This is a genomic window from Streptomyces sp. NPDC089919 (assembly GCF_040684615.1).
GTDB lineage: Bacteria > Actinomycetota > Actinomycetes > Streptomycetales > Streptomycetaceae > Streptomyces.
Genome location: NZ_JBFBGK010000034.1, coordinates 47,768 through 69,761, shown reverse-complemented (window position 1 = coordinate 69,761; position 21,994 = coordinate 47,768). Strand labels below are relative to the sequence as shown.

At 71.9% G+C, this 21,994-nt stretch carries 20 protein-coding genes; 16 read left to right on the top strand and 4 right to left on the bottom strand.

The features are described from left to right. Positions 1-116: 116 nt before the first annotated feature. Positions 117-1,532: a peptidoglycan-binding protein gene (locus AB0O40_RS16620; RefSeq protein WP_365041239.1), complete on the bottom strand. Its 1,416-nt coding sequence runs from the start codon at positions 1,530-1,532 to the stop codon at positions 117-119. Further along, positions 1,529-1,879, bottom strand: a complete 351-nt coding sequence (locus AB0O40_RS16615; protein ID WP_365041236.1) for a hypothetical protein — start codon at positions 1,877-1,879, stop codon at positions 1,529-1,531. The genes AB0O40_RS16620 and AB0O40_RS16615 overlap by 4 nt, the downstream gene beginning before the upstream one ends. Positions 1,880-2,207: 328 nt before the next feature. Between AB0O40_RS16615 and AB0O40_RS16610 the strand changes: the two genes are divergently transcribed. Further along, the gene (locus tag AB0O40_RS16610; protein ID WP_365041233.1) at positions 2,208-2,621 is read left to right on the top strand and encodes a peptidase inhibitor family I36 protein; all 414 of its coding nucleotides are present in this window, start codon (positions 2,208-2,210) and stop codon (positions 2,619-2,621) included. Further along, a complete protein-coding gene (locus tag AB0O40_RS16605) occupies positions 2,618-3,568 on the top strand; it encodes a hypothetical protein (RefSeq protein ID WP_365041230.1) in 951 nt (316 codons plus the stop codon). Before AB0O40_RS16610 ends, AB0O40_RS16605 begins: the two co-directional genes overlap by 4 nt. Before the next feature lie 172 nt (positions 3,569-3,740). Here the strand turns inward: AB0O40_RS16605 and AB0O40_RS16600 are convergent, their stop codons facing one another. Further along, positions 3,741-4,589, bottom strand: a complete 849-nt coding sequence (locus tag AB0O40_RS16600) for a C40 family peptidase (protein WP_365041227.1) — start codon at positions 4,587-4,589, stop codon at positions 3,741-3,743. A gap of 738 nt (positions 4,590-5,327) precedes the next feature. On the opposite strand from AB0O40_RS16600, the gene AB0O40_RS16595 reads away from it, so the two are divergent. From AB0O40_RS16595 to nuoN, 14 genes are read left to right on the top strand one after another with little or no spacing between them, the layout of a single operon-like run. Beyond that, positions 5,328-5,687 carry an NADH-quinone oxidoreductase subunit A gene (locus tag AB0O40_RS16595; RefSeq protein ID WP_030379754.1) on the top strand — a complete coding sequence of 120 codons (360 nt, stop codon included), beginning with the start codon at positions 5,328-5,330 and terminating at the stop codon, positions 5,685-5,687. An 11-nt stretch (positions 5,688-5,698) separates the two neighbouring features. Next, a complete protein-coding gene (locus tag AB0O40_RS16590; RefSeq protein WP_365041224.1) occupies positions 5,699-6,253 on the top strand; it encodes an NADH-quinone oxidoreductase subunit B family protein in 555 nt (184 codons plus the stop codon). Beyond that, positions 6,250-6,975, top strand: a complete 726-nt coding sequence (locus AB0O40_RS16585) for an NADH-quinone oxidoreductase subunit C (protein WP_365041221.1) — start codon at positions 6,250-6,252, stop codon at positions 6,973-6,975. The genes AB0O40_RS16590 and AB0O40_RS16585 overlap by 4 nt, the downstream gene beginning before the upstream one ends. Continuing rightward, positions 6,975-8,318 (top strand): NADH-quinone oxidoreductase subunit D, encoded by a 1,344-nt coding sequence (locus AB0O40_RS16580; protein WP_365041219.1) that lies wholly within the window; start codon positions 6,975-6,977, stop codon positions 8,316-8,318. The genes AB0O40_RS16585 and AB0O40_RS16580 overlap by 1 nt, the downstream gene beginning before the upstream one ends. Next, positions 8,315-9,055, top strand: a complete 741-nt coding sequence (nuoE, locus tag AB0O40_RS16575) for an NADH-quinone oxidoreductase subunit NuoE (protein ID WP_365041216.1) — start codon at positions 8,315-8,317, stop codon at positions 9,053-9,055. The genes AB0O40_RS16580 and nuoE overlap by 4 nt, the downstream gene beginning before the upstream one ends. After that, the gene (gene nuoF / locus AB0O40_RS16570; RefSeq protein ID WP_365041213.1) at positions 9,055-10,425 is read left to right on the top strand and encodes an NADH-quinone oxidoreductase subunit NuoF; all 1,371 of its coding nucleotides are present in this window, start codon (positions 9,055-9,057) and stop codon (positions 10,423-10,425) included. The genes nuoE and nuoF overlap by 1 nt, the downstream gene beginning before the upstream one ends. Further along, positions 10,422-12,935 carry an NADH-quinone oxidoreductase subunit G gene (locus AB0O40_RS16565; protein WP_365041210.1) on the top strand — a complete coding sequence of 838 codons (2,514 nt, stop codon included), beginning with the start codon at positions 10,422-10,424 and terminating at the stop codon, positions 12,933-12,935. Before nuoF ends, AB0O40_RS16565 begins: the two co-directional genes overlap by 4 nt. Further along, positions 12,932-14,302, top strand: a complete 1,371-nt coding sequence (nuoH, locus tag AB0O40_RS16560; protein WP_365041207.1) for an NADH-quinone oxidoreductase subunit NuoH — start codon at positions 12,932-12,934, stop codon at positions 14,300-14,302. The genes AB0O40_RS16565 and nuoH overlap by 4 nt, the downstream gene beginning before the upstream one ends. Continuing rightward, complete coding sequence (gene nuoI / locus AB0O40_RS16555) at positions 14,295-14,894, top strand: NADH-quinone oxidoreductase subunit NuoI (RefSeq protein WP_365041204.1); 600 nt, start codon at positions 14,295-14,297, stop codon at positions 14,892-14,894. The genes nuoH and nuoI overlap by 8 nt, the downstream gene beginning before the upstream one ends. Before the next feature lie 8 nt (positions 14,895-14,902). Further along, positions 14,903-15,724, top strand: coding sequence for an NADH-quinone oxidoreductase subunit J (locus AB0O40_RS16550; protein WP_365041258.1), 822 nt, complete (start codon positions 14,903-14,905; stop codon positions 15,722-15,724). Then, complete coding sequence (nuoK, locus tag AB0O40_RS16545) at positions 15,721-16,020, top strand: NADH-quinone oxidoreductase subunit NuoK (protein ID WP_365041201.1); 300 nt, start codon at positions 15,721-15,723, stop codon at positions 16,018-16,020. The genes AB0O40_RS16550 and nuoK overlap by 4 nt, the downstream gene beginning before the upstream one ends. A gap of 13 nt (positions 16,021-16,033) precedes the next feature. After that, a complete protein-coding gene (gene nuoL, locus AB0O40_RS16540; protein WP_365041199.1) occupies positions 16,034-17,929 on the top strand; it encodes an NADH-quinone oxidoreductase subunit L in 1,896 nt (631 codons plus the stop codon). A 1-nt stretch (position 17,930) separates the two neighbouring features. Continuing rightward, positions 17,931-19,526, top strand: a complete 1,596-nt coding sequence (locus AB0O40_RS16535; protein ID WP_365041196.1) for an NADH-quinone oxidoreductase subunit M — start codon at positions 17,931-17,933, stop codon at positions 19,524-19,526. A gap of 8 nt (positions 19,527-19,534) precedes the next feature. Beyond that, the gene (gene nuoN, locus AB0O40_RS16530; protein ID WP_365041255.1) at positions 19,535-21,169 is read left to right on the top strand and encodes an NADH-quinone oxidoreductase subunit NuoN; all 1,635 of its coding nucleotides are present in this window, start codon (positions 19,535-19,537) and stop codon (positions 21,167-21,169) included. A gap of 34 nt (positions 21,170-21,203) precedes the next feature. Here the strand turns inward: nuoN and AB0O40_RS16525 are convergent, their stop codons facing one another. Then, positions 21,204-21,887 (bottom strand): hypothetical protein, encoded by a 684-nt coding sequence (locus AB0O40_RS16525; RefSeq protein ID WP_365041194.1) that lies wholly within the window; start codon positions 21,885-21,887, stop codon positions 21,204-21,206. Positions 21,888-21,994: the final 107 nt, after the last annotated feature.

Sequence of the window (21,994 nt, the reverse complement as noted above, 5' to 3'; positions counted from 1 at the left end):
CGAGGGCGAACCGCGGGTTGCCCACCACGGGCTTGGGCAGGAAGCCCGCCGGGACGTGCGCCACGTGCCGCAGGACCAGGACCACCAGGACCACGCCCAGCGGCGGCCCAGGCGGCTCACGGCGTGCCGGACCGGGTCGTGCCGGTGACCACGCGGGCGCCTGCGGCGAGGGTGGCCGGGGGCAGGGGGACCACTTCGACGTAGCCGTCGCCGGTGGTGCCGGTGCGGACCGGGACGCGGCGGTGGGTGCCGGTGGGGTCGACCGTGGTGACGGAGGTGCGGCCGTCGGCGCCGGCGGAGACCGCCGTGACCGGGACGACCAGCGCCGGGCCGGCCGTCGCGGCCCGTTCGACGGTCAGCCGGACGTCCTGGCCGGCGAGGGCCGCCGGCAGCGGCCGGTCCGGCCGGACCAGCATCCGGTAGCCCAGGTCCGGTCCGGTCCCGCCGGAGCCGGCCGCACCCCCGCCGGGGTCGGCGCCGGACCCCGCTGCGCCGTCGGGGCCCGGGGCGGCCCCGGACCCGGCGAGGGGGCCGGTGGTCCGGTCCGCGGCGACCAGGCCGACCCGCCCGGGCGCCTCCGTGCCCGTCGCCTCGACCGAGATCCGCACCGGCAGCCCGGCCCGCAGCAGTCGCCGCCGGTCCTCCTGGAGGTAGGTCTCGACCAGGAGGTCGCCCGCGGCCAGCGTGAGCACCGGGCCGGTGACCGGCGTCCCGACGGCCGCCGCCAGCCGGCTCACCCGCGCGGGGAAGGACCGTACGTACACCACTTCGGAGGCCGGCAGCATCGGCCCGGCCGCGGCTTCGGCACCGGCCAGCGCGGCCCGGGCACCCGCCAGCGTCTCCCGGGCGCGGGCCGCCTCCCGGGACACCGCGGCCGGGGCGGCCCCCTTCGGGCGGGGCGCCCGCGCCGCGTCCTGCGCGTCCTCCAGTGCCCAGCGGGCGTCGCGTACCGCGGTCCGGGCCGCGGTGAGGGTGGCTGCCGCGTCCGGTACGGCCGGCAGCGGGTCGTAGCCCAGGGCGCGGTAGTGCGCGGCCAGGGCGGCCCCGGTGCCGGGCCCGAAGACCCCCGCCCGGTCCGGCCCGGTGCGGTGGCCCAGCGCGGCCAGGGCCCGCTGGAGCTGGCCGACGTCCGCCCCGGTGGCCCCCGGCCGCAGGTCCCGGTAGGCCGGCAGGGCCCCCGGCAGCGCGAACACCGGCCGCCCGGAGACCTCCGCCAGCACCTGTCCGGCCCGTACCGGCGCCCCGGCCGCCAGCGGGAGCCGGGTCACCACGGCCCGGCCCTCGCCCGGCGGGGCCGGCGCGACCTCGACGCTCTGGCCGGCGACGACGGTGCCGCGCAGCACCACCGTGTCGGCGAGCACCCGCCGCTCGACCGCCGCGAGCAGGTCGCCCTGGGCGGGCGGCGCGGCCTCGGCGGCGGCCTGGGCGGGGGACTTCACGAACACGGTGGCCAGCAGGCCGCCGGTGGTCATGAGGGCGGAGCCGGCGAGCACCCCGAGCACCGCGCGCCGCCCCCGGGCGGTTCCGGTCATCCGCGGTCGGCGCCCTCGGCGCCCTCGGCGCCCGCCGCGCCCTCGACGCCGGCGACGCACCTGCGCAGCTGCTCGGCGTGGTCCGTCTTGAGGCTGTGCAACTGCTCGCGGTTCAGTCCCCGGTCGTCGAACTCCCCGGTGGCCGGGTCGGGGTCCGGGTACCAGGTGACGCCCTCGCGGCGCATGCAGGTGGTCTCGGCGCGGGCCCGGGCCATCCGCTCGGCGGAGGCGGGCCGGGGCGCCGGGGGCGGCGGGAGCTGTGCGCGGCAGGCCCGCTCGGCGGCGGCGATCCGCGCCACCGGTTGCGTCTTGTCGACGATCGGAGCACCGGAATCCGTTTCCACCATCGCCAGCCCCTGCCCTTTCAGACAGCCGGCATAAGCGATTTCCGCGGCGGCCGGCGCCGGGCCGTCCTCCTCCGCAGGTGCATTCGCCGCGGTACAGGCACCGAGCGAAAGGGATATAAGGAGGAACGGAGCGACAATTCGCAGCCGCACGGGGGTGCTTCGCATGGCTCCGAAGACTATGAGCGCGCCCGGGAACAACACAGACGACTCTCGGCCATCTGCGGAAGTTCGCTTGTGCCCCCTCGGTCACCGCCGTTTGAATCCCGGGTCGACAGCGCCCCCAACGCTGTCCGGTCCCCCAAAGACCCCCAACGGTGAGGAATGCGCGATGAATCAGACACTTCGCAGACTCGCTTCCGTCTCCCTCACGGCCGCGGCCCTCGGTGCCGCCCTCCTGACCACTGCGGCGCCCGCGACCGCGTACGCGAAGGACGGATATCTGGAGGCGGACGAGTTCGGCCTCTTCTACAGCATCGGGAACACGGGGTGTGTTTTCGACCTGTACGGCTCGGACGTCAATTTCACCGACAACACCTTCAAAGGCCCGTCCGGCTGCGCGGGTTACGGAAGGAACGTGAACGACAATACGGAGTCCTATCGGAACCGCGACGTGGTGACCTGGCAGGTCTGGACCGACAAGGACTACGACGGAAGTCTCGGCTTCGTGCCGCGGGGTTACAGCGGCGACGCGTCGACGACGTTCCGGAACAAGATCAGCTCCTCGAACTACAAGCTCGGATGACGGCGCGCCGCACGGCCGCGCTGCTCCTGCTCGCCACCGCCCTGCTGGCCGGCTGCGCCCGCGCGGGTGCGGCGGACGGCGCCGGGGAGCCGGCGCTGGGCACGGTCGCGGTCAACCCGCCCACCGCCTCGCTCGCCCTGCCGCTGGACGCGTACCAGGACAGCGACGAGGAGAACCGCCGGATGGACGCCGTCCAGGACCGGCTGACCGGTCAGTGCATGGCCCGCTTCGGCTTCGCCTACCGGCCGCCCTCGGGGGCCCCCGCCCCCGCGGCCCCGGCCGCCGACCGGCACCGGTACCTGTACGGCCTGGCCGACCCGGCGTACGCGGCCCGGTACGGCTACGACAAGGACGCCGGCCGGCTGCAGCCCGCCAAGCCGCGCCGCGCCCCGCTCTCCGACAGCGCGTACACCGTCATGTACGGCGAACGCCCGGGCGCCCGGGGGGTGTCCGGGCCGGACCCGCGCAGCCAGGAGGAAGCGGACGAGGCGGACAGCGGACTGCGGGTCGGGGACCGCAGGGTGCCGCCCGGCGGCTGCGAACGCGAGGGCTACCGGCGGCTCTACGCCCCGGACAAGGACAGCGTCGACCTGCTGTACGCCTTCGGGCTGGCCTCGGAGGCGCACACCCGGGCCGGGCGCGACTCCCGGGTGCGCGCGGTGCTCGCCCGGTGGTCCGACTGCCTGGCGAAGGCGGGCTATCCGGGCATCGCGACCCCGTACGACGTGGTCGAGCAGCTGGGCCTGGACGGGGACCGGGCCGGTACCCGGGCGGTCCGGGCGGCGGTGGCGGACGTGGCCTGCAAGCGGTCGGTCAACCTGGTCGGGGTGTGGGCCGCGGCCGAGGCGGCGTACCAGCGCCGGCTGATCGAGGCGCACGCGCAGACGCTGGCCCGGTACGGCGAGCAGCGCGAGGACCGCTTCCGGCTGGCCGCCGCGCTCTCCTGACCCGGCGTCGGCCGCAGGCGGCCGGGCACGGCGAAGGGCCGGTACTCCACCCCCGAGCGGGGGAGTACCGGCCCTTCGGGCCCGTGGACGGCCCGTCAGAGCGGGACGGGCGTCCGGGAAGCCGTGGCGGGCCCGTCGGAGCGGGGAGGGCCCGGCGCGGCGGGAGGTCGCGTCAGAGCACGCGGACGGCGCCCGAGGGCATGTCGTAGCTCAGCGAGCGCTCGACGATGCCGGTGCTCGGGTTCTGCGCGCCGACGAACTTGCCGCCGCCGATGTAGATGGCCACGTGGTACGCGCTGCCCGCGCCGCCCCAGTAGAGGACGTCGCCGGCCTTCAGGTTGCTCAGCGAGACCTGGGTGCCGGCCGTGGACTGCTCCTGCGACATGCGCGGCAGCGAGATGCCGGCCTGCCGGTAGGCGGCCTGGACCAGGCCCGAGCAGTCGAAGGAGGAGGGGCCGGTGCCGCCCATCACGTACGCCTTGCCGACCTGCGCCAGCGCGAAGTCGACGATCGCCGCGGCGGAGCCGGTGGCGGTGGAGGAGCTGGACGAGCCGGTCGAGGAGCCGGCGGAGTCCGAGGAGTCCGAGCCGGCGGAGCTCTTGGCGGCCAGGGTGGTGCGCGCGGAGCTGCGCGAGGCGCGCTCGGCGGCCTGGCGCTCGGCGGCCTCCTTGGCGGCCTTCTCGGCCGCGGCCTTCTCCTGGGCGTCGGCCTTGGCCTTCTTGGCGGTGCTGGCGGCGCTCTTCTCGGCGGCCCGCTCCTGGGTGTCGAGCTCGCCCTGGAGGGCGGCCGCGCGGGTGGCGTCGGCCGACCTGGTGACGGCGGAGGAGACGTCGGCGGCCACGTCCAGCTTCAGGACCGGCATTTCCTGCGTCTCGGTGACCGGCTCGCTGGGCGCGGCGCTCGCCGGTCCGGCCATCGCCAGGGTGCTGAGGACGCCACCGGCAACTCCGGCGCGGACCGCGAGCTTCGAGATGCTGCGGCGGGGCTTCCGGTGGCTGGGTATGTGAGCGGTAAGGGACATGGGGACAACCGCTATCAGCCGTTCGCGGTTCCCATCAAGAAACGTGGTCTCCGCCACAGTTGGCCGAATCGGCTCCGAATCGGACGCCGTGTACTGCTTATTGACGGCGTAACGGGCGAATCGGACATGGCTTCGCACCGCTCTGATCATGGGGTTTTCGAGATACGTCCGAATTGCCCGGTGCTTACCATCCGCCGACGCCGATGGCCAAGCCCTCTTTCGCGTCAGCGAATTGCGCGTGGCACAGCTCACAGGATCGCCATGCATGGTTCCGGGCGCGGCAGTTCGTGAACTCGTGAACGAGTACCGGCGTCCACTCGCGGCCGCCTCGACTCCCCCGACCGGGGGACGCGGATTCCTATATCACCTGGTTTCTCGTGTCGCCAATTTGCGTGCAGCGGCCACCGTTTGATAGTGCGAGCCCCCTTCCACCTGCGACGACGGGCGCAGATGTCACCTCTGGTGATCGCTTTGGCGCTTTACGTATGAAGATCACCGCTCATCCGACTTCATGATCGTTCGTCGGGTGGTGGAGATCACAAAGTAGTTGTCGTACCCCGTGTCGCAGATCACAGAAGGACGGGCATAGGATGCGCAGCAGTCCGGCTTGTGAACTGCCTCACATGTGCACGATCTTCGCGAGGCGGGACATGCCTCCGGCGGTCGCCCTGCGCGCCGCGGGGGGTTCGGCCGGTGTGCGGTCCAAACGGTCAAGGACGACTGGAAGGAGCGAGGAGCGTGAATGCCTACGCGCCCATCCTCGTGCTCGGCGCCCTCGGGGCAGGGTTTGCGATCTTCTCCGTGGTCATGGCCACGCTAATCGGCCCCAAACGGTACAACCGGGCGAAGCTCGAGGCGTACGAGTGCGGCATCGAGCCGACCCCCACGCCGGCCGGTGGCGGCCGCTTCCCGATCAAGTACTACCTGACGGCGATGCTCTTCATCGTCTTCGACATCGAGATCGTCTTCCTCTACCCCTGGGCGGTCACCTTCGACTCCCTGGGGATCTTCGGGCTCGTCGAGATGCTGCTCTTCGTGCTCACCGTCTTCGTCGCCTACGCGTACGTGTGGCGGCGCGGCGGCCTGGAATGGGACTGAGGGGCTCACACATGGGACTCGAAGAGAAGCTGCCGAGCGGCTTCCTGCTGACCACCGTCGAGCAGGCCGCGGGGTGGGTGCGCAAGGCGTCCGTCTTCCCGGCGACCTTCGGACTCGCCTGCTGCGCCATCGAGATGATGACCACCGGCGCGGGCCGCTACGACCTGGCCCGGTTCGGCATGGAGGTCTTCCGCGGCTCGCCGCGGCAGGCCGACCTGATGATCGTCGCGGGCCGGGTCAGCCAGAAGATGGCGCCGGTGCTGCGGCAGGTCTACGACCAGATGCCGGCCCCGAAGTGGGTCATCTCGATGGGCGTCTGCGCCTCCTCCGGAGGCATGTTCAACAACTACGCGATCGTCCAGGGCGTGGACCACATCGTCCCGGTCGACATCTACCTGCCCGGCTGTCCGCCGCGCCCCGAGATGCTGATGGACGCGATCCTCAAGCTCCACCAGAAGATCCAGGGCGGAAAGCTCGGCGTGAACGCGCGGGACGCCGCCCGCGAGGCGGAGGAGGCGGCCCTCAAGGCGCTCCCCACCATCGAGATGAAGGGGCTGCTCCGGTGAGCGAGAGCCACGAGCCGACGCCCGAGAACGGCAACAACGTTCCTGCCCCCCGGGACGCGGGCGGCGAGGTCATCGGCGTCCGCAAGGGCATGTTCGGCGCCCGGAACGGCGGCGACACCTCCGGCTACGGCGGCCTGGTCCGCACCGTCGCCCTGCCCGGCGCCAGCAGCCGGCCCTACGGCGGCTGGTTCGACGAGGTGGCCGACGAGCTCGAGGGCGCGCTGGAGGAGCAGGACCTGCTCCCCGCCAACGCCATCGAGAAGACCGTGGTCGACCGCGGGGAACTGACCTTCCACATCGCCCGCGAGCACCTGCTCCAGGTCGCCCGGACGCTGCGCGACGACCCGGCCCTGCGCTTCGAACTCTGCACCGGCGTCAGCGGGGTGCACTTCCCCGGGGACAAGGGCCGCGAGCTGCACGCCGTCTACCACCTGCGCTCGCTCACCCACGGGCGGCTGCTCCGGCTGGAGGTCTCGGCCCCCGACGCCGACCCGCACGTCCCCTCGCTGGTCACGGTCTACCCGACGAACGACTGGCACGAGCGCGAGGCGTACGACTTCTTCGGCCTGATCTTCGACGGGCACCCGGCCCTCACCCGGATCATGATGCCGGACGACTGGCAGGGCTTCCCGCAGCGCAAGGACTACCCGCTCGGCGGCATCCCCGTCGAGTACAAGGGCGCCCAGATCCCGGCTCCCGACCAGCGGAGGTCGTACAGCTGATGTCCTCTTCCCACCCGTCTCAGCAGGCCGACGAGGCCTCCGCCCGCGAGACGACCGAAGGCCCGGTCTACACCGTCACCGGCGGCGACTGGGACGAGATCGTCCGGTCCGCGGCCAAGGCCGACGACGAGCGCATCGTCGTCAACATGGGTCCCCAGCACCCCTCCACCCACGGTGTGCTCCGGCTCATCCTGGAGATCGAGGGCGAGACCGTCACCGAGGCGCGCTGCGGGATCGGCTACCTGCACACCGGCATCGAGAAGAACCTCGAATTCCGGAACTGGACGCAGGGCACGACCTTCGTGACGCGCATGGACTACCTGACGCCGTTCTTCAACGAGACGGCCTACTGCCTCGGCGTCGAGAAGCTGCTCGGCATCACCGACCAGGTGCCCGACCGCGCCTCGGTGATCCGGGTGCTGCTGATGGAGCTCAACCGGATCTCCTCCCACCTGGTGTGCATCGCCACCGGCGGCATGGAGCTGGGCGCCACCACGATCATGATCTACGGCTTCCGCGACCGCGAACTGATCCTCGACATCTACGAGCTGATCACCGGCCTGCGCATGAACCACGCGTTCATCCGCCCCGGCGGCCTCGCCCAGGACCTGCCCCCGGGCGCCATGGACCAGCTCCGCGACTTCGTGAAGACCTTCAAGAAGAACCTGCCGGAGTACGACAAGCTCGCCACCGGCAACCCGATCTTCAAGGCGCGCATGCAGGACGTGGGCTACCTCGACCTGACCGGCTGCATGGCGCTCGGCGCCACCGGGCCGATCCTGCGCTCCGCGGGCCTGCCGCACGACCTGCGCAAGTCCGACCCGTACTGCGGTTACGAGACGTACGACTTCGAGGTGCCGACCACCGAGAGCTGCGACTCCTACGGCCGCTTCCTGGTCCGGCTCGAGGAGATGCGGCAGTCGCTGCGGATCGTCGAGCAGTGCCTGGAGCGGCTGGAGCCGGGCCCGGTCATGGTCGAGGACAAGAAGATCGCCTGGCCCGCGCAGCTCGCGATGGGACCCGACGGCCTCGGCAACTCCCTCGACCACATCAAGAACATCATGGGCACCTCCATGGAAGCCCTCATCCACCACTTCAAGCTGGTGACCGAGGGCTTCCGGGTCCCCGCCGGGCAGGCCTACGCGGCCGTCGAGTCGCCCAAGGGCGAGCTGGGCGTGCACGTGGTCTCCGACGGCGGCACCCGCCCCTACCGGGTCCACTTCCGCGACCCGTCCTTCACCAACCTGCAGGCCATGGCGGCCATGTGCGAGGGCGGCCAGGTCGCCGACGTCATCGTCGCCGTCGCCTCCATCGACCCCGTGATGGGAGGCGTCGACCGATGACCGACGTATCGCTCGGCATGCCGCAGCTCCCGGCCCCGGACTTCCCCGAGGAGGTCCGCGCCCGGCTGGAGGCCGACGCCAAGGAGGTCGTGGCCCGCTACCCCGACAGCCGCTCCGCGCTGCTGCCGCTGCTGCACCTGGTGCAGTCGGAGGAGGGGCACGTCTCGCGCACCGGGATCCGCTTCTGCTCCGAGGTGCTGGGGCTGACCACCGCCGAGGTCACCGCGGTCGCCACCTTCTACACGATGTACCGCCGCAAGCCCTCGGGCGAGTACCAGGTGGGCGTCTGCACCAACACGCTCTGCGCGGTGATGGGCGGCGACGCCATCTTCGACGAGCTCAAGGCGCACCTCGGGGTCGGCAACAACGAGACCACCCCCGACGGCAAGGTCACCCTCGAGCACATCGAGTGCAACGCGGCCTGCGACTTCGCCCCGGTGCTGATGGTCAACTGGGAGTTCTTCGACAACCAGACCCCCGGGTCCGCCAAGGCGCTGGTCGACGACCTGCGCGCGGGCCGGCCCGTGGAGCCCACCCGCGGCGCGCCCCTGTGCACGTACAAGGAGACCGCCCGGATCCTGGCCGGCTTCCCCGACGAGCGGCCCGGCGCGGTGGCCGCGAGCGGCGGCGCCGGCCCGGCCTCGCTGACCGGTCTGCGGATCGCCCGCGGCGAGGCCGCCCCGCACAACAAGGTCGTCCACCCGCGCGCCGAGTCCGGTACCGAGGAGGGGGAGTGATGTCCGTGTCCACCCACGAGGACCACGGGGGCCTCGCCCGGCCCGCCGGGGGCGGCAGCCCGGAGAAGTTGCTGGCCCCCGTGCTGTCGGCGTTCTGGGACGACCCCGAGTCCTGGACGCTGGAGACCTACCGGCGGCACGAGGGCTACGAGGGCCTGCGCAAGGCGCTGGCCATGACCCCGGACGACCTGATCGCGTACGTGAAGGACTCGGGGCTGCGCGGCCGCGGCGGCGCCGGCTTCCCGACCGGCATGAAGTGGCAGTTCATCCCGCAGGGCGACGGCAAGCCGCACTACCTCGTCGTCAACGCCGACGAGTCGGAGCCGGGCACCTGCAAGGACATCCCGCTGCTCTTCGCCAACCCGCACTCGCTCATCGAGGGGATCGTGATCGCCTGCTACGCGATCCGCTCCTCGCACGCCTTCATCTACCTGCGCGGCGAGGTCGTGCCGGTGCTGCGCCGGCTGCACGAGGCCGTGCGCGAGGCCTACGCGGCCGGCTACCTCGGCAAGGACGTGCTGGGCAGCGGCCTGGACCTCGAACTGACCGTGCACGCGGGCGCCGGCGCGTACATCTGCGGCGAGGAGACCGCGCTGCTCGACTCGCTGGAGGGACGCCGCGGCCAGCCCCGGCTGCGCCCGCCCTTCCCTGCGGTCGAGGGCCTGTACGCGTGCCCCACCGTGGTGAACAACGTCGAGTCCATCGCCTCGGTTCCCGCGATCCTCCAGCGGGGCAAGGACTGGTTCAAGTCGATGGGCACCGAGAAGTCCCCGGGCTTCACGCTCTACTCGCTCAGCGGCCACGTCGCGAGCCCCGGGCAGTTCGAGGCCCCGCTCGGCATCACCCTGCGCCAGCTGCTGGACATGAGCGGCGGGATGCGGCCCGGCCACCGGCTGAAGTTCTGGACCCCGGGCGGCTCCTCCACCCCGATGTTCACCGACGAGCACCTCGACGTCCCGCTGGACTACGAGGGCGTCGGCGCGGCCGGCTCGATGCTGGGCACCAAGGCCCTCCAGTGCTTCGACGAGACCACCTGCGTGGTCCGCGCGGTCACCCGCTGGACGGAGTTCTACGCCCACGAGTCCTGCGGCAAGTGCACCCCCTGCCGCGAGGGCACCTACTGGCTCGTCCAGTTGCTGCGGGACATCGAGGACGGCAAGGGCGAGATGGCCGACCTCGACAAGCTGAACGACATCGCCGACAACATCAACGGCAAGTCCTTCTGCGCCCTCGGCGACGGCGCCGCCAGCCCCATCTTCTCCTCGCTCCAGTACTTCCGCGACGAGTACGAGCAGCACATCACGGGCAAGGGCTGCCCCTTCGACCCGGCGAAGTCGACCCTGTGGGCCGACACGGAGGTGACCGCATGACCATCGCCACCAATGCCCCCTCCGGGGGCGGGGAAGCGGCGCTCCCTCCGGCGGACCTGGTCTCGCTGACCATCGACGGCATCCCGCTGTCGGTCCCCAAGGGCACCCTCGTGATCCGCGCCGCCGAGCAGGTCGGCGTGGAGATCCCGCGGTTCTGCGACCACCCGCTGCTGGAGCCGGCCGGCGCCTGCCGGCAGTGCATCGTCGAGGTGGAGGGGCAGCGCAAGCCCTCCGCCTCCTGCACCATCACCTGCACCGACGGCATGGTGGTGCGCACCCAGCTGACCTCGCCGGTGGCCGAGAAGGCCCAGCGGGGCGTGATGGAGCTGCTGCTGATCAACCACCCGCTGGACTGCCCGGTCTGCGACAAGGGCGGCGAGTGCCCGCTGCAGAACCAGGCCATGTCCCACGGGCAGGCCGAGTCCCGCTTCGAGGGCCGCAAGCGGACCTACGAGAAGCCGGTGCCGATCTCCACGCAGGTGCTGCTGGACCGGGAGCGGTGCGTGCTGTGCGCGCGCTGCACCCGCTTCTCCGAGCAGATCGCCGGCGACCCGATGATCGAGCTGCTGGAGCGGGGCGCGCTCCAGCAGGTGGGCACCGGCGAGGGCGACCCCTTCGAGTCGTACTTCTCCGGCAACACCATCCAGATCTGCCCGGTGGGCGCGCTGACCTCGGCCGCCTACCGCTTCCGCTCCCGCCCCTTCGACCTGGTCTCCTCGCCCGGCGTGTGCGAGCACTGCGCCGGCGGCTGCGCCACCCGCACCGACCACCGGCGCGGCAAGGTGCTGCGCCGGATGGCCGCCGAGGACCCGGAGGTCAACGAGGAGTGGGTGTGCGACAAGGGCCGGTTCGGCTTCCGGTACGCCCAGCGGCCGGACCGGCTGACCACGCCCCTGGTGCGTGACCCGGCGACCGGGGCGCTGGCCCCGGCGAGCTGGCCCGAGGCGCTGGAGGCGGCCGCCCGCGGCCTGGCGGCGGCCCGCGGCCGGGCCGGGGTGCTGACCGGCGGCCGGCTGACCGTCGAGGACGCCTACGCCTACGCGAAGTTCGCGCGGGTGGTGCTGGACACCAACGACATCGACTTCCGGGCCCGGGTCCACTCGGCCGAGGAGGCGGACTTCCTGGCCGCCACCGTCGCCGGGCGGGGCAAGGACCTCTCCGGCACCGGGGTCACGTACACCGCGCTGGAGCAGGCCCCGGCGGTGCTGCTGGCGGGCATCGAGTCGGAGGAGGAGGCCCCCGGGGTCTTCCTGCGGCTGCGCAAGGGCCACCGCACCCGCAAGCAGCGGACCTTCGCGCTGGCGCCCTTCGAGACCCGGGGCCTGGCGAAGGCGGGCGGCACGCTGCTGCCGGCCGCGCCCGGCACCGAGCCGGAGTGGCTGGACGCGCTCTCCTCCCGGACCGGCCTGGAGGCCGGCGGCGAGGCCGCGGCCGAGGCGCTGCGGACCCCCGGCGCGGTGATCGTGGTCGGCGAGCGGCTGGCGGCGGTGCCCGGTGCGCTGACCGCGGCGGTCCGCACGGCCGCGGCGACCGGCGCCTCCCTGGTGTGGATCCCGCGCCGGGCCGGCGAGCGGGGCGCGGTGGAGGCGGGGGCGCTGCCCTCGCTGCTGCCGGGCGCCCGGCCGGCCACCGACCCGCGGGCCCGCGAGGAGGTCGCGAGCGCCTGGGGCCTGGAGGAACTGCCGCACCGCTACGGCCGCGACACCGGCCAGATCGTGGCCGCGGCCGCCTCCGGCGAGCTGGGCGCACTGCTGGTGGCGGGCGTGGAGGTGGCGGACCTGCCGGACCCGGCCCGGGCCCGCACGGCGCTGGCCGAGGCCTTCGTGGTCGCCCTGGAGCTGCGGCCGAGTGAGGTCACCGAGCGGGCGGACGTGGTCTTCCCGGTCGCGGCCGTCGCCGAGAAGGCCGGCTCCTTCCTCAACTGGGAGGGCCGGGTGCGGCCCTTCGAGGCGGCGCTGCGGCCGGAGCAGATGACCCGCCGGCTGGCCCCGGCCGACTCCCGGGTGCTGCACATGCTGGCCGACGCGGACGGCCGGGAGCTGGGCCTGCCGGACGTGCACGCGGTCCGCCGCGAGCTGGAGCGGCTGGGCACCTGGGCCGGCGAGCGGGCCGAGGAGCAGTCCACCGGGCGGCAGCCGCTGCCCCGGCCGGCCGCGGGCGAGGCGGTCCTGGCGGGCCACCGCCTGCTGCTGGACCAGGGCCTGCTCCAGGACGGAGACGAGGCGCTGGCCGGCACCCGGCACGCGGCGAACGCCCGGCTGTCGGCGGCCACCGCGGCCGAGACCGGCGTCAAGGACGGGGACCCGCTGGCCGTCACCGGCCCGGCGGGGACCGTGGAACTGCCCCTGCTGATCACCGAGATGCCGGACCGGGTGGTCTGGCTCCCGCTGAACTCGGCCGGCGGCGGCGTGGCCTCGGACACGGGTGCCCTGCCGGGCGCCCTGGTCCGGATCGGCCCGTCCGTCCCCGCCGCCGCGGACGGCGGCACGACGCCGGAGGTGCGAGCGTGAACGCGGTACAACTGGCGGTCGAGGACCTCTCCCTCTTCGGCCGCGACCCCTGGTGGCTGGTGGTCGTCAAGGCGGTGTTCTGCTTCGCCTTCCTGATGGTGAACGTCCTGTTCTCCATCGTCTGGGAGCGCAAGGTCGTCGCCTGGATGCAGCTGCGCATCGGCCCCAACCGGCACGGCCCCTGGGGCCTGCTCCAGTCGCTGGCCGACGGCGTCAAGCTGATGCTCAAGGAAGACCTGATCGTCAAGCGGGCCGACAAGGTCGTCTACGTCCTGGCGCCGATCATCGCGGCGATCCCGGCCTTCATGGCGATCGCGGTGATCCCCTTCGGCCCCTCGGGCAACGAGGTCTCGATCTTCGGGCACCGCACCACGATGCAGCTCACCGACCTGCCGATCGCGATGCTCTACATCCTCGCGGTGGCCTCGGTCGGCATCTACGGCATCGTGCTGGCGGGCTGGTCCTCCGGGTCGACGTACCCGCTGCTGGGCGGTCTGCGCTCGTGCGCGCAGATGATCTCGTACGAGATCGCCATGGGCGCGGCCTTCGCCTCGGTCTTCCTCTACTCCGGGTCGATGTCGACCTCGGCGATCGTGGACGCGCAGGCGGACCGCTGGTACATCGTGCTGCTGCCGGTGTCCTTCATCATCTACGTGGTCACGATGGTCGGCGAGACCAACCGCGCGCCGTTCGACATGCCGGAGTCCGAGGGCGACCTGGTCGGCGGCTTCAACACCGAGTACTCCTCGATCAAGTTCGCGCTGTTCATGCTGGCCGAGTACGTCAACATGATCACGGTCTCGGCGGTCTCGGCCACCCTCTTCCTCGGCGGCTGGCGGGCCCCTTACCCGATCAGCACCTTCTGGGAGGGCGCCAACCACGGCTGGTGGCCGATGCTCTGGTTCTCGCTCAAGGTCCAGCTGCTGCTCTTCTTCTTCATCTGGCTGCGCGGCACGCTGCCCCGGGTCCGCTACGACCAGCTGATGAAGCTGGGCTGGAAGGTCCTCATCCCGGTCTCGGTGGTCTGGCTGATGCTGGTCGCCTCCGTGCGGGCGCTGCGCAACGAGAACTACGACTTCGGCGACATCGTGCTGTACGTCGGCAGCGGGGTGATCGCGATCCTGCTGCTCTCCTTCGTCGCGGACCTCTTCCGCGACCGGAAGGCCAAGGCCGCCGAGGCCGGTGCCCGCGCGGCCGGCGGCACCGAGGCCTTCGACGCGATGGCGGGCGGCTTCCCCGTACCGCCCAAGCCCGGGCAGGTCCTCCCACCCGTACCCCGGCGGCGGTCCCGCGAGGAGCGGGAGCTGGTCGTCAGCGGCGGGACGAATTCCGACAGCGACCGAGAGGAGGGTGCTGAGAATGTCTGACGAGAAGTGGCAGAACCCGGTGGCCGGCTTCGGCGTGACCTTCAAGGCCATGTTCAAGAAGCGGCTGACCGAGCAGTACCCCGAGGAGCCGAAGACCACCGCTCCGCGCTTCCACGGACGGCACCAGCTCAACCGCCATCCGGACGGCCTGGAGAAGTGCATCGGCTGCGAGCTGTGCGCCTGGGCCTGTCCCGCCGACGCGATCTACGTGGAGGGCGCGGACAACTCCGAGGAGGAGCGCTACTCCCCGGGCGAGCGGTACGGCCGCGTCTACCAGATCAACTACGCCCGCTGCATCCTGTGCGGGCTGTGCGTCGAGGCCTGCCCGACCCGGGCGCTGACCATGACGAACGAGTTCGAACTGGCCGACTCGAGCCGGGAGTCGCTGATCTACACCAAGGAGCAGCTGCTCGCCGGCTTCACCGAGGACATGGTCGCCCCGCCGCACGCGATGTTCCCGGGCACCGACGAGGGCGACTACTACCGCGGCCAGGTCACCGGCGCGGCGCCCGGCACGGTGCGCCAGACGATGTCGCACGCCCGGGACGAGGCCGACCCGGCGGACAACGGCACCGCGGAGGTGGGGGCATGAGCGCGGCGGTGCTGGCCGCCGCCTCGGCGTCCACCACGTCCACCGGCGAGGCCTTCCAGTTCTGGGTGCTGGGCACGGTCGCGGTGATCGGCGCCCTGTCGACGATCCTGATGCGGCGGGCGGTGCACAGTGCCCTCAGCCTCGCCGGGACGATGATCATCCTGGCGGTCTTCTACCTGGCCAACGGCGCGTACTTCCTGGGCATCGTGCAGGTCGTCGTCTACACCGGCGCGATCATGATGCTCTTCCTCTTCGTCGTGATGCTCGTCGGCGTCACCGCCGCGGACTCGCTGAAGGAGACCATCAAGGGCCAGCGGGTGCTGGCCGCGGTCTGCGGGCTGGGCTTCGGCATCCTCCTGATCGCCGGCCTCGGCAACGCCGGGCTCAAGCACTTCGACGGGCTGGGGCAGGTCAACTCCCGCGGTCACGTGGAGGGCCTGGCGGAGCTGATCTTCACCAAGTACGTCTTCGCCTTCGAGATCACCGGCGCGCTGCTGATCACGGCGGCGGTCGGCGCGATGGTGCTCACCCACCGCGAGCGCACCGAGCGGGCCGCCACCCAGCGCGAACTGGCCGAGCGCCGGGTGCGCGAGGGCGTCCAGCTCCCGCCGCTGCCGGCCCCCGGCGTGTACGCGCGGCACAACGCCGTCGACATCCCCGGTCTGCTGCCGGACGGTACGCCCTCCGAGCTCACGGTCAGCGCGACCCTGCGGGAGCGCGGCCAGGTCCGGGACGTCTCGACGCAGGCGCTGGAGGACCTCAAGGCCCTCGAGCAGCAGTCCGCCAAGCGGCTCGGCCGTGAGCTCGGCCGTGAGGAGGCCGCCAAGTGAACCCCGTCAACTACCTGTACCTCGCGGCCCTGCTCTTCACCATCGGCGCGACCGGGGTGCTGATCCGGCGGAACGCGATCGTGGTGTTCATGTGCGTGGAGCTGATGCTCAACGCCTGCAACCTGGCCTTCGTCACCTTCTCGCGGATGCACGGCAACCTCGACGGCCAGATCATCGCCTTCTTCACGATGGTCGTGGCCGCCGCGGAGGTCGTGGTCGGGCTCGCGATCATCGTGTCGCTCTTCCGCGCCCGCCACTCGGCCTCGGTCGACGACGCCAGCCTGATGAAGCTGTAAGGGGTCGGATCACGTGGACAACCTGATTGCGCTGCTGATCGCGGCGCCCCTGCTCGGAGCGGCGGTGCTGCTCTGCGGCGGCCGCCGCCTCGACAAGGCCGGCCACTGGCTCGGCACCCTGCTCGCCGGCGCCTCGTTCGTCATCGGCGCGGTGCTCTTCGCCGACATGCTCGGCCGGGACGGCGAGGACCGGACCGTGCACCAGCACCTCTTCTCGTGGGTGCCGGTGGGCGGCTTCAAGGCCGACGTGGCCTTCCAGCTCGACCAGCTGTCGATGACCTTCGTGCTGCTGATCACCGGGGTGGGCACGCTCATCCACGTGTACTCGATCGGGTACATGGAGCACGACGAGCGCCGCCGCCGGTTCTTCGGCTACCTCAACCTCTTCCTCGCGGCGATGCTGCTGCTGGTGCTGGCCGACAACTACCTCCTGCTGTACGTCGGCTGGGAGGGCGTGGGCCTGGCCTCGTACCTGCTGATCGGCTTCTGGCAGCACAAGCCCAGCGCGGCCACCGCCGCCAAGAAGGCCTTCCTGGTCAACCGGGTCGGCGACATGGGCCTGTCGATCGCCATCATGCTGATGTTCACCACCTTCGGCACCTTCGCCTTCGAGCCGGTGCTGAAGGCGGCCGGGCAGACCGGTGAGGGCAAGCTGACCGCCATCGGCCTGATGCTGCTGCTGGCCGCCTGCGGCAAGTCCGCCCAGGTGCCGCTGCAGTCCTGGCTCGGCGACGCGATGGAGGGCCCGACCCCGGTCTCGGCCCTGATCCACGCCGCGACCATGGTCACCGCCGGCGTCTACCTGATCGTCCGCTCCGGCGCGATCTTCAACGGCGCCCCGGACGCCCAGCTGGTGGTCACCGTCGTCGGTGCGGTCACGCTCCTCTTCGGTGCGATCGTCGGTTGCGCCAAGGACGACATCAAGAAGGCGCTGGCCGGCTCGACCATGTCGCAGATCGGCTACATGATCCTCGCCGCGGGCCTGGGCCCGATCGGCTACGTGTTCGCGATCATGCACCTGGTCACCCACGGCTTCTTCAAGGCGGGCCTCTTCCTCGGCGCCGGCTCGGTGATGCACGGGATGAACGACGAGGTCGACATGCGCAAGTACGGCGCCCTGCGCTCGTACATGCCGGTCACCTTCGCCACCTTCGGCCTCGGCTACCTGGCCATCATCGGCTTCCCGGGCCTGTCCGGCTTCTTCTCCAAGGACAAGATCATCGAGGCGGCCTTCGCCAAGGGCGGCACCGAGGGCTGGATCCTCGGTTCGGTCGCCCTGCTGGGCGCCGCCATCACGGCCTTCTACATGACGCGCGTGATGCTGATGACCTTCTTCGGCGAGAAGCGCTGGCAGCCGGACGCGGAGGGCCACGAGCCGCACCCGCACGAGTCCCCGAAGAGCATGACGATCCCCATGATCGTGCTGGCCTTCGGCTCCGTCTTCGCCGGCGGGATCTTCGGCATCGGCGACCGCTTCCTGCACTGGCTGGAGCCGGTCACCGGGCACGCCGAGGGCGACTCCCCGGTCAGCGCGCTGACCGTCACCGGCGCCACCATGGTCGTGCTGGTCGTGGGCGTGGCGATCGCCTGGTCGATGTACGGGCGCAAGCCGGTCCCGGTGACCGCCCCGCGCGGCTCGCTGCTGACCCGCGCCGCCCGCCGCGACCTGCTCCAGGACGACTTCAACCACGTCGTGCTGGTGCGCGGCGGCGAGCACCTGACCCGCTCGCTGGTCTACGTCGACCACACCCTGGTCGACGGGGTGGTCAACGGCACGGCCGCCTCGGTGGGCGGGCTCTCCGGCCGGCTGCGCAAGCTGCAGAACGGCTACGCCCGCTCGTACGCGGTCTCGATGTTCGGGGGCACGGCGATCCTGATCGCCGCGACCCTGCTGATGAGGGCGGTGTGAAATGAGTTTCCCGCTTCTGACGGCGACGGCCGCGCTCCCCGCGGTCGGCGCGGTCCTCACGGCGGCCGTCCCGGCCGCCCGCCGGACCGCCGCCAAGTGGCTCGCGCTGCTCGTCTCCCTGGCGACGCTCGTCCTGGCCGCGGTGGTCGCGGTCCGCTTCGAGCCCGGCGGTGCGCGCTACCAGCTCACCGAGTCGCACTCCTGGATCGCTGACTTCGGGGTCCGCTACGAACTGGGCGTGGACGGCATCGGGGTGGCGCTGATCGCGCTCACCGCGCTGCTGATCCCGTTCGTGATCGCGGCCGGCTGGCACGACGCCGACCCCCTGGAGACGGAAGCGTCCAATAGCAGCTTCGCTGCGGGCTCCCGCTGGCGGCCGACCCAGGGCTTCTTCGCCCTGATCCTGATGGTCGAGGCGATGGTGATCATCTCCTTCGAGGCCACCGACGTCTTCCTCTTCTACATCTTCTTCGAAGCCATGCTCATCCCGATGTACTTCCTCATCGGCGGCTTCGGGGACCGGGCGCACAGCGGCAGCGACGAGAACGCCGCCGCCCAGCGCTCCTACGCGGCGGTCAAGTTCCTGCTCTACAACCTGGTCGGCGGCCTGATCATGCTGGCCGCGGTGATCGGGCTGTACGCGGTCACCAAGACCTTCTCGCTCGCCGAGATCGCCGACCTGCGGGCCGCCGGCAAGCTGGACATGGCGACCAACACCGAGCGGCTGCTCTTCCTCGGCTTCTTCTTCGCCTTCGCGGTGAAGGCGCCGCTGTGGCCGCTGCACACCTGGCTGCCCAACGCCATGGGCGAGGCCACCGCGCCGGTCGCGGTGCTGATCACCGCGGTGGTCGACAAGGTCGGCACCTTCGCGATGCTCCGCTTCTGCCTCCAGCTCTTCCCCGAGGCCAGCAAGTGGGCGACCCCGGTGATCCTGGTGCTCGCCGTGATCAGCATCGTGTACGGCGCGCTGCTCGCGGTGGGCCAGCGGGACATCAAGCGGCTGGTGGCCTACGCGTCGATCTCGCACTTCGGCTTCATCATCCTGGGCATCTTCGCGATGACCACCCAGGGCCAGTCCGGCGCGACCCTCTACATGGTCAACCACGGCATCTCGACGGCCGCGCTGATGCTGGTGGCCGGCTTCCTGATCTCCCGCCGCGGCTCCCGGCTCATCGCCGACTACGGCGGCGTGCAGAAGGTCGCCCCGGTGCTCGCCGGCACCTTCCTGATCGGCGGCCTGGCCACCCTCTCGCTGCCCGGGCTCGCGCCCTTCGTCAGCGAGTTCCTGGTCCTGGTGGGCACCTTCGCCCGCTACCCGGCCGTCGGCATCGTCGCGACCGTCGGCATCGTGCTCGCCGCGCTCTACACGCTGGTGCTGTACCAGCGCACCATGACCGGCCCCGTGAAGGACGAGGTCCGGTCCATGCCGGACCTGAAGCTGCGCGAACTGCTCGTGGTGACCCCGCTGATCGCGCTGCTGATCTTCCTCGGCGTCTACCCCAAGCCGCTGACGGAGATCGTGAACCCGGCGGTCCAGCACACGATGTCCGACGTGCACCAGAAGGACCCCCGGCCCGAGGTGGAGGCGGCCAAGTGAGCAACAGCATGATGGGCCTGGCGGCCGCGGCCGCCGGTCCCGTGGACAAGATCCCGGCCCCGCACATCGAGTACGCCCAGCTCTCCCCGGTCCTGATCGTGCTCGGCGCGGCGGTCCTCGGGGTGCTGGTGGAGGCGTTCGTACCGCGCCGGGCCCGGCACTACACCCAGGTGTTCCTGACGGTCGCCGGGCTGGCAGCGGCCTTCGCCGCGGTGGTCGGCCTGGCCGCCGCCGGGTACGGCACGACCAAGGCGCACATCGCCGCGATGGGCGCGGTCGCGGTGGACGGCCCCGCGCTGTTCCTCCAGGGCACCATCCTGCTGGCCTCCGTGGTCGCGGTGTTCACCTTCGCCGAGCGGCGGCTGGACCCGGCGGCGCACGGCAGCAAGGTGGACTCCTTCGCCGCGCAGGCCGCGTCGGTACCGGGCAGCGACAGCGAACGCGAGGCGGTCCGGGCCGGTTTCACCACCAGCGAGGTCTTCCCGCTGGCGCTGTTCGCGGTCGCGGGCATGCTGGTCTTCCCGGCGGCCAACGACCTGCTGACGCTGTTCGTGGCGCTGGAGGTCTTCTCCCTGCCGCTGTACCTGCTCTGCGCGCTGGCCCGCCGCCAGCGGCTGATGTCGCAGGAGGCCGCGGTCAAGTACTTCCTGCTCGGCGCCTTCTCCTCGGCGTTCCTGCTGTTCGGCGTGGCGCTGGTGTACGGCTACGCGGGCACGGTCACGTACGCGGGCATCGCCGACGTGGTCGACGGCACGGTCGTCAAGATCGACCCGGCGCTGGCCGACACCATGGGCAACGACGCGCTGCTGCTGATCGGCGGCGCGATGATCCTGATGGGCCTGCTGTTCAAGGTCGGCGCGGTGCCGTTCCACATGTGGACCCCGGACGTCTACCAGGGCGCCCCGACCCCGGTGACCGGCTTCATGGCCGCCGCCACCAAGGTCGCCGCCTTCGGCGCGCTGCTGCGGCTGCTGTACGTGGTGCTGCCCGGGCTGCGCTGGGACTGGCGGCCGGTGATGTGGGGCGTCGCGATCATCACGATGCTGGCCGGTGCGGTCATCGCGGTCACCCAGACCGACGTGAAGCGGCTGCTGGCCTACTCCTCGATCGCGCACGCCGGCTTCATCCTCGCGGGCGTGATCGCCACCAACCAGGAGGGGATCTCCTCGGTCCTCTTCTACCTGGGCGCCTACTCCTTCGTCACCATCGGGGCCTTCGCGGTGGTGACGCTGGTGCGGGACGCCGGCGGCGAGGCCACGCACCTGTCCAAGTGGGCCGGTCTGGGCCGGCGTTCGCCGCTGACCGCGGCGGTGTTCGCGGTCTTCCTGCTGGCCTTCGCGGGCATCCCGCTGACCTCCGGCTTCGCCGGGAAGTTCGCGGTCTTCAAGGCCGCGGCGGAGGGCGGGGCCGGGGCGCTGGTCGTGGTCGGTGTGATCTCCTCGGCGATCGCCGCGTTCTTCTACATCCGGGTGATCGTCCTGATGTTCTTCAGCGAGCCGAAGGCGGACGGCCCCACGGTCGCGGTGCCCTCGCCGCTGACGATGACCACCATCGCGGTGGGCGTCGCGGTCACGGTGGTACTGGGCCTGGCGCCGCAGTACTTCCTGGACCTGGCGGACCAGGCGAGCGTGTTCGTGCGCTAGCCCGTCGTACGGCCCCGGGCCCGGCTCCCGTTCCTCACGGGGCCGGGCCCTCGTGCGTCTGGCCGGCCGGGCAGGACACGGTGGGGTTGTACTGCTTGAACATCCCGTTCGGGTTGTCCTTCCACAGCCACACGTGCAGGTCGTAGTGGACCGGCTGGCCCGGGTGGTGGCCCTTCATCGGCCCGTCGAAGGGCACCCCGAAGAGGGTCGGGCGGTCGTCGTCGGTGTCCAGCCGGCCGTCCCGGTCGTAGACGATCCACTCGGCGCCGGTCAGCTGGCGGCGGTGGGTGAGCGGGTCGTCCTCGTAGAGCAGGGCACCCGGCCGGGCCGGGTCCAGGCTGCCCACGTCCGCCTCGTTGACGTAGTGGAAGCCCATCGCGCCGCTGCCCGCCGCGTCCTGCCAGCAGGTCCCGTCCGAGAGCCAGCCGTCGGGGGCGGCGTACGGCTCCCAGAGGTAGCGCTCGGTGGCCTTGTACGCCGTGGTCAGGGCGGACCAGACCGCCGGATCCAGCTCGTCCGGCTCGCCCAGCGCCTCGGCCCGGACGGCCTGCACGGGCCCGGGGGGCCGGGCCGCGGGCGGTACCGGGCCCGGCGGGGTGCCGGACCCGGCGGGGCTCGCGGGGCCCGGTGGCGGGGCCGCCGCGGCGGGTGCGGCGGCCAGGGCTATCGCGGCGGCGGCGGCCGCCAGGGCCGGTGCGGTGCGGTGTCTGCGGGCCATCTGCGGACTCCTAGGGGGGAGGGTGCGGCCCCCCGACCGCCACCGGCAGCTTCCCCCGGTCCCCGGCACCCCGCCACACGAAACCCGCCGTTCGGCTGACGCGCGGG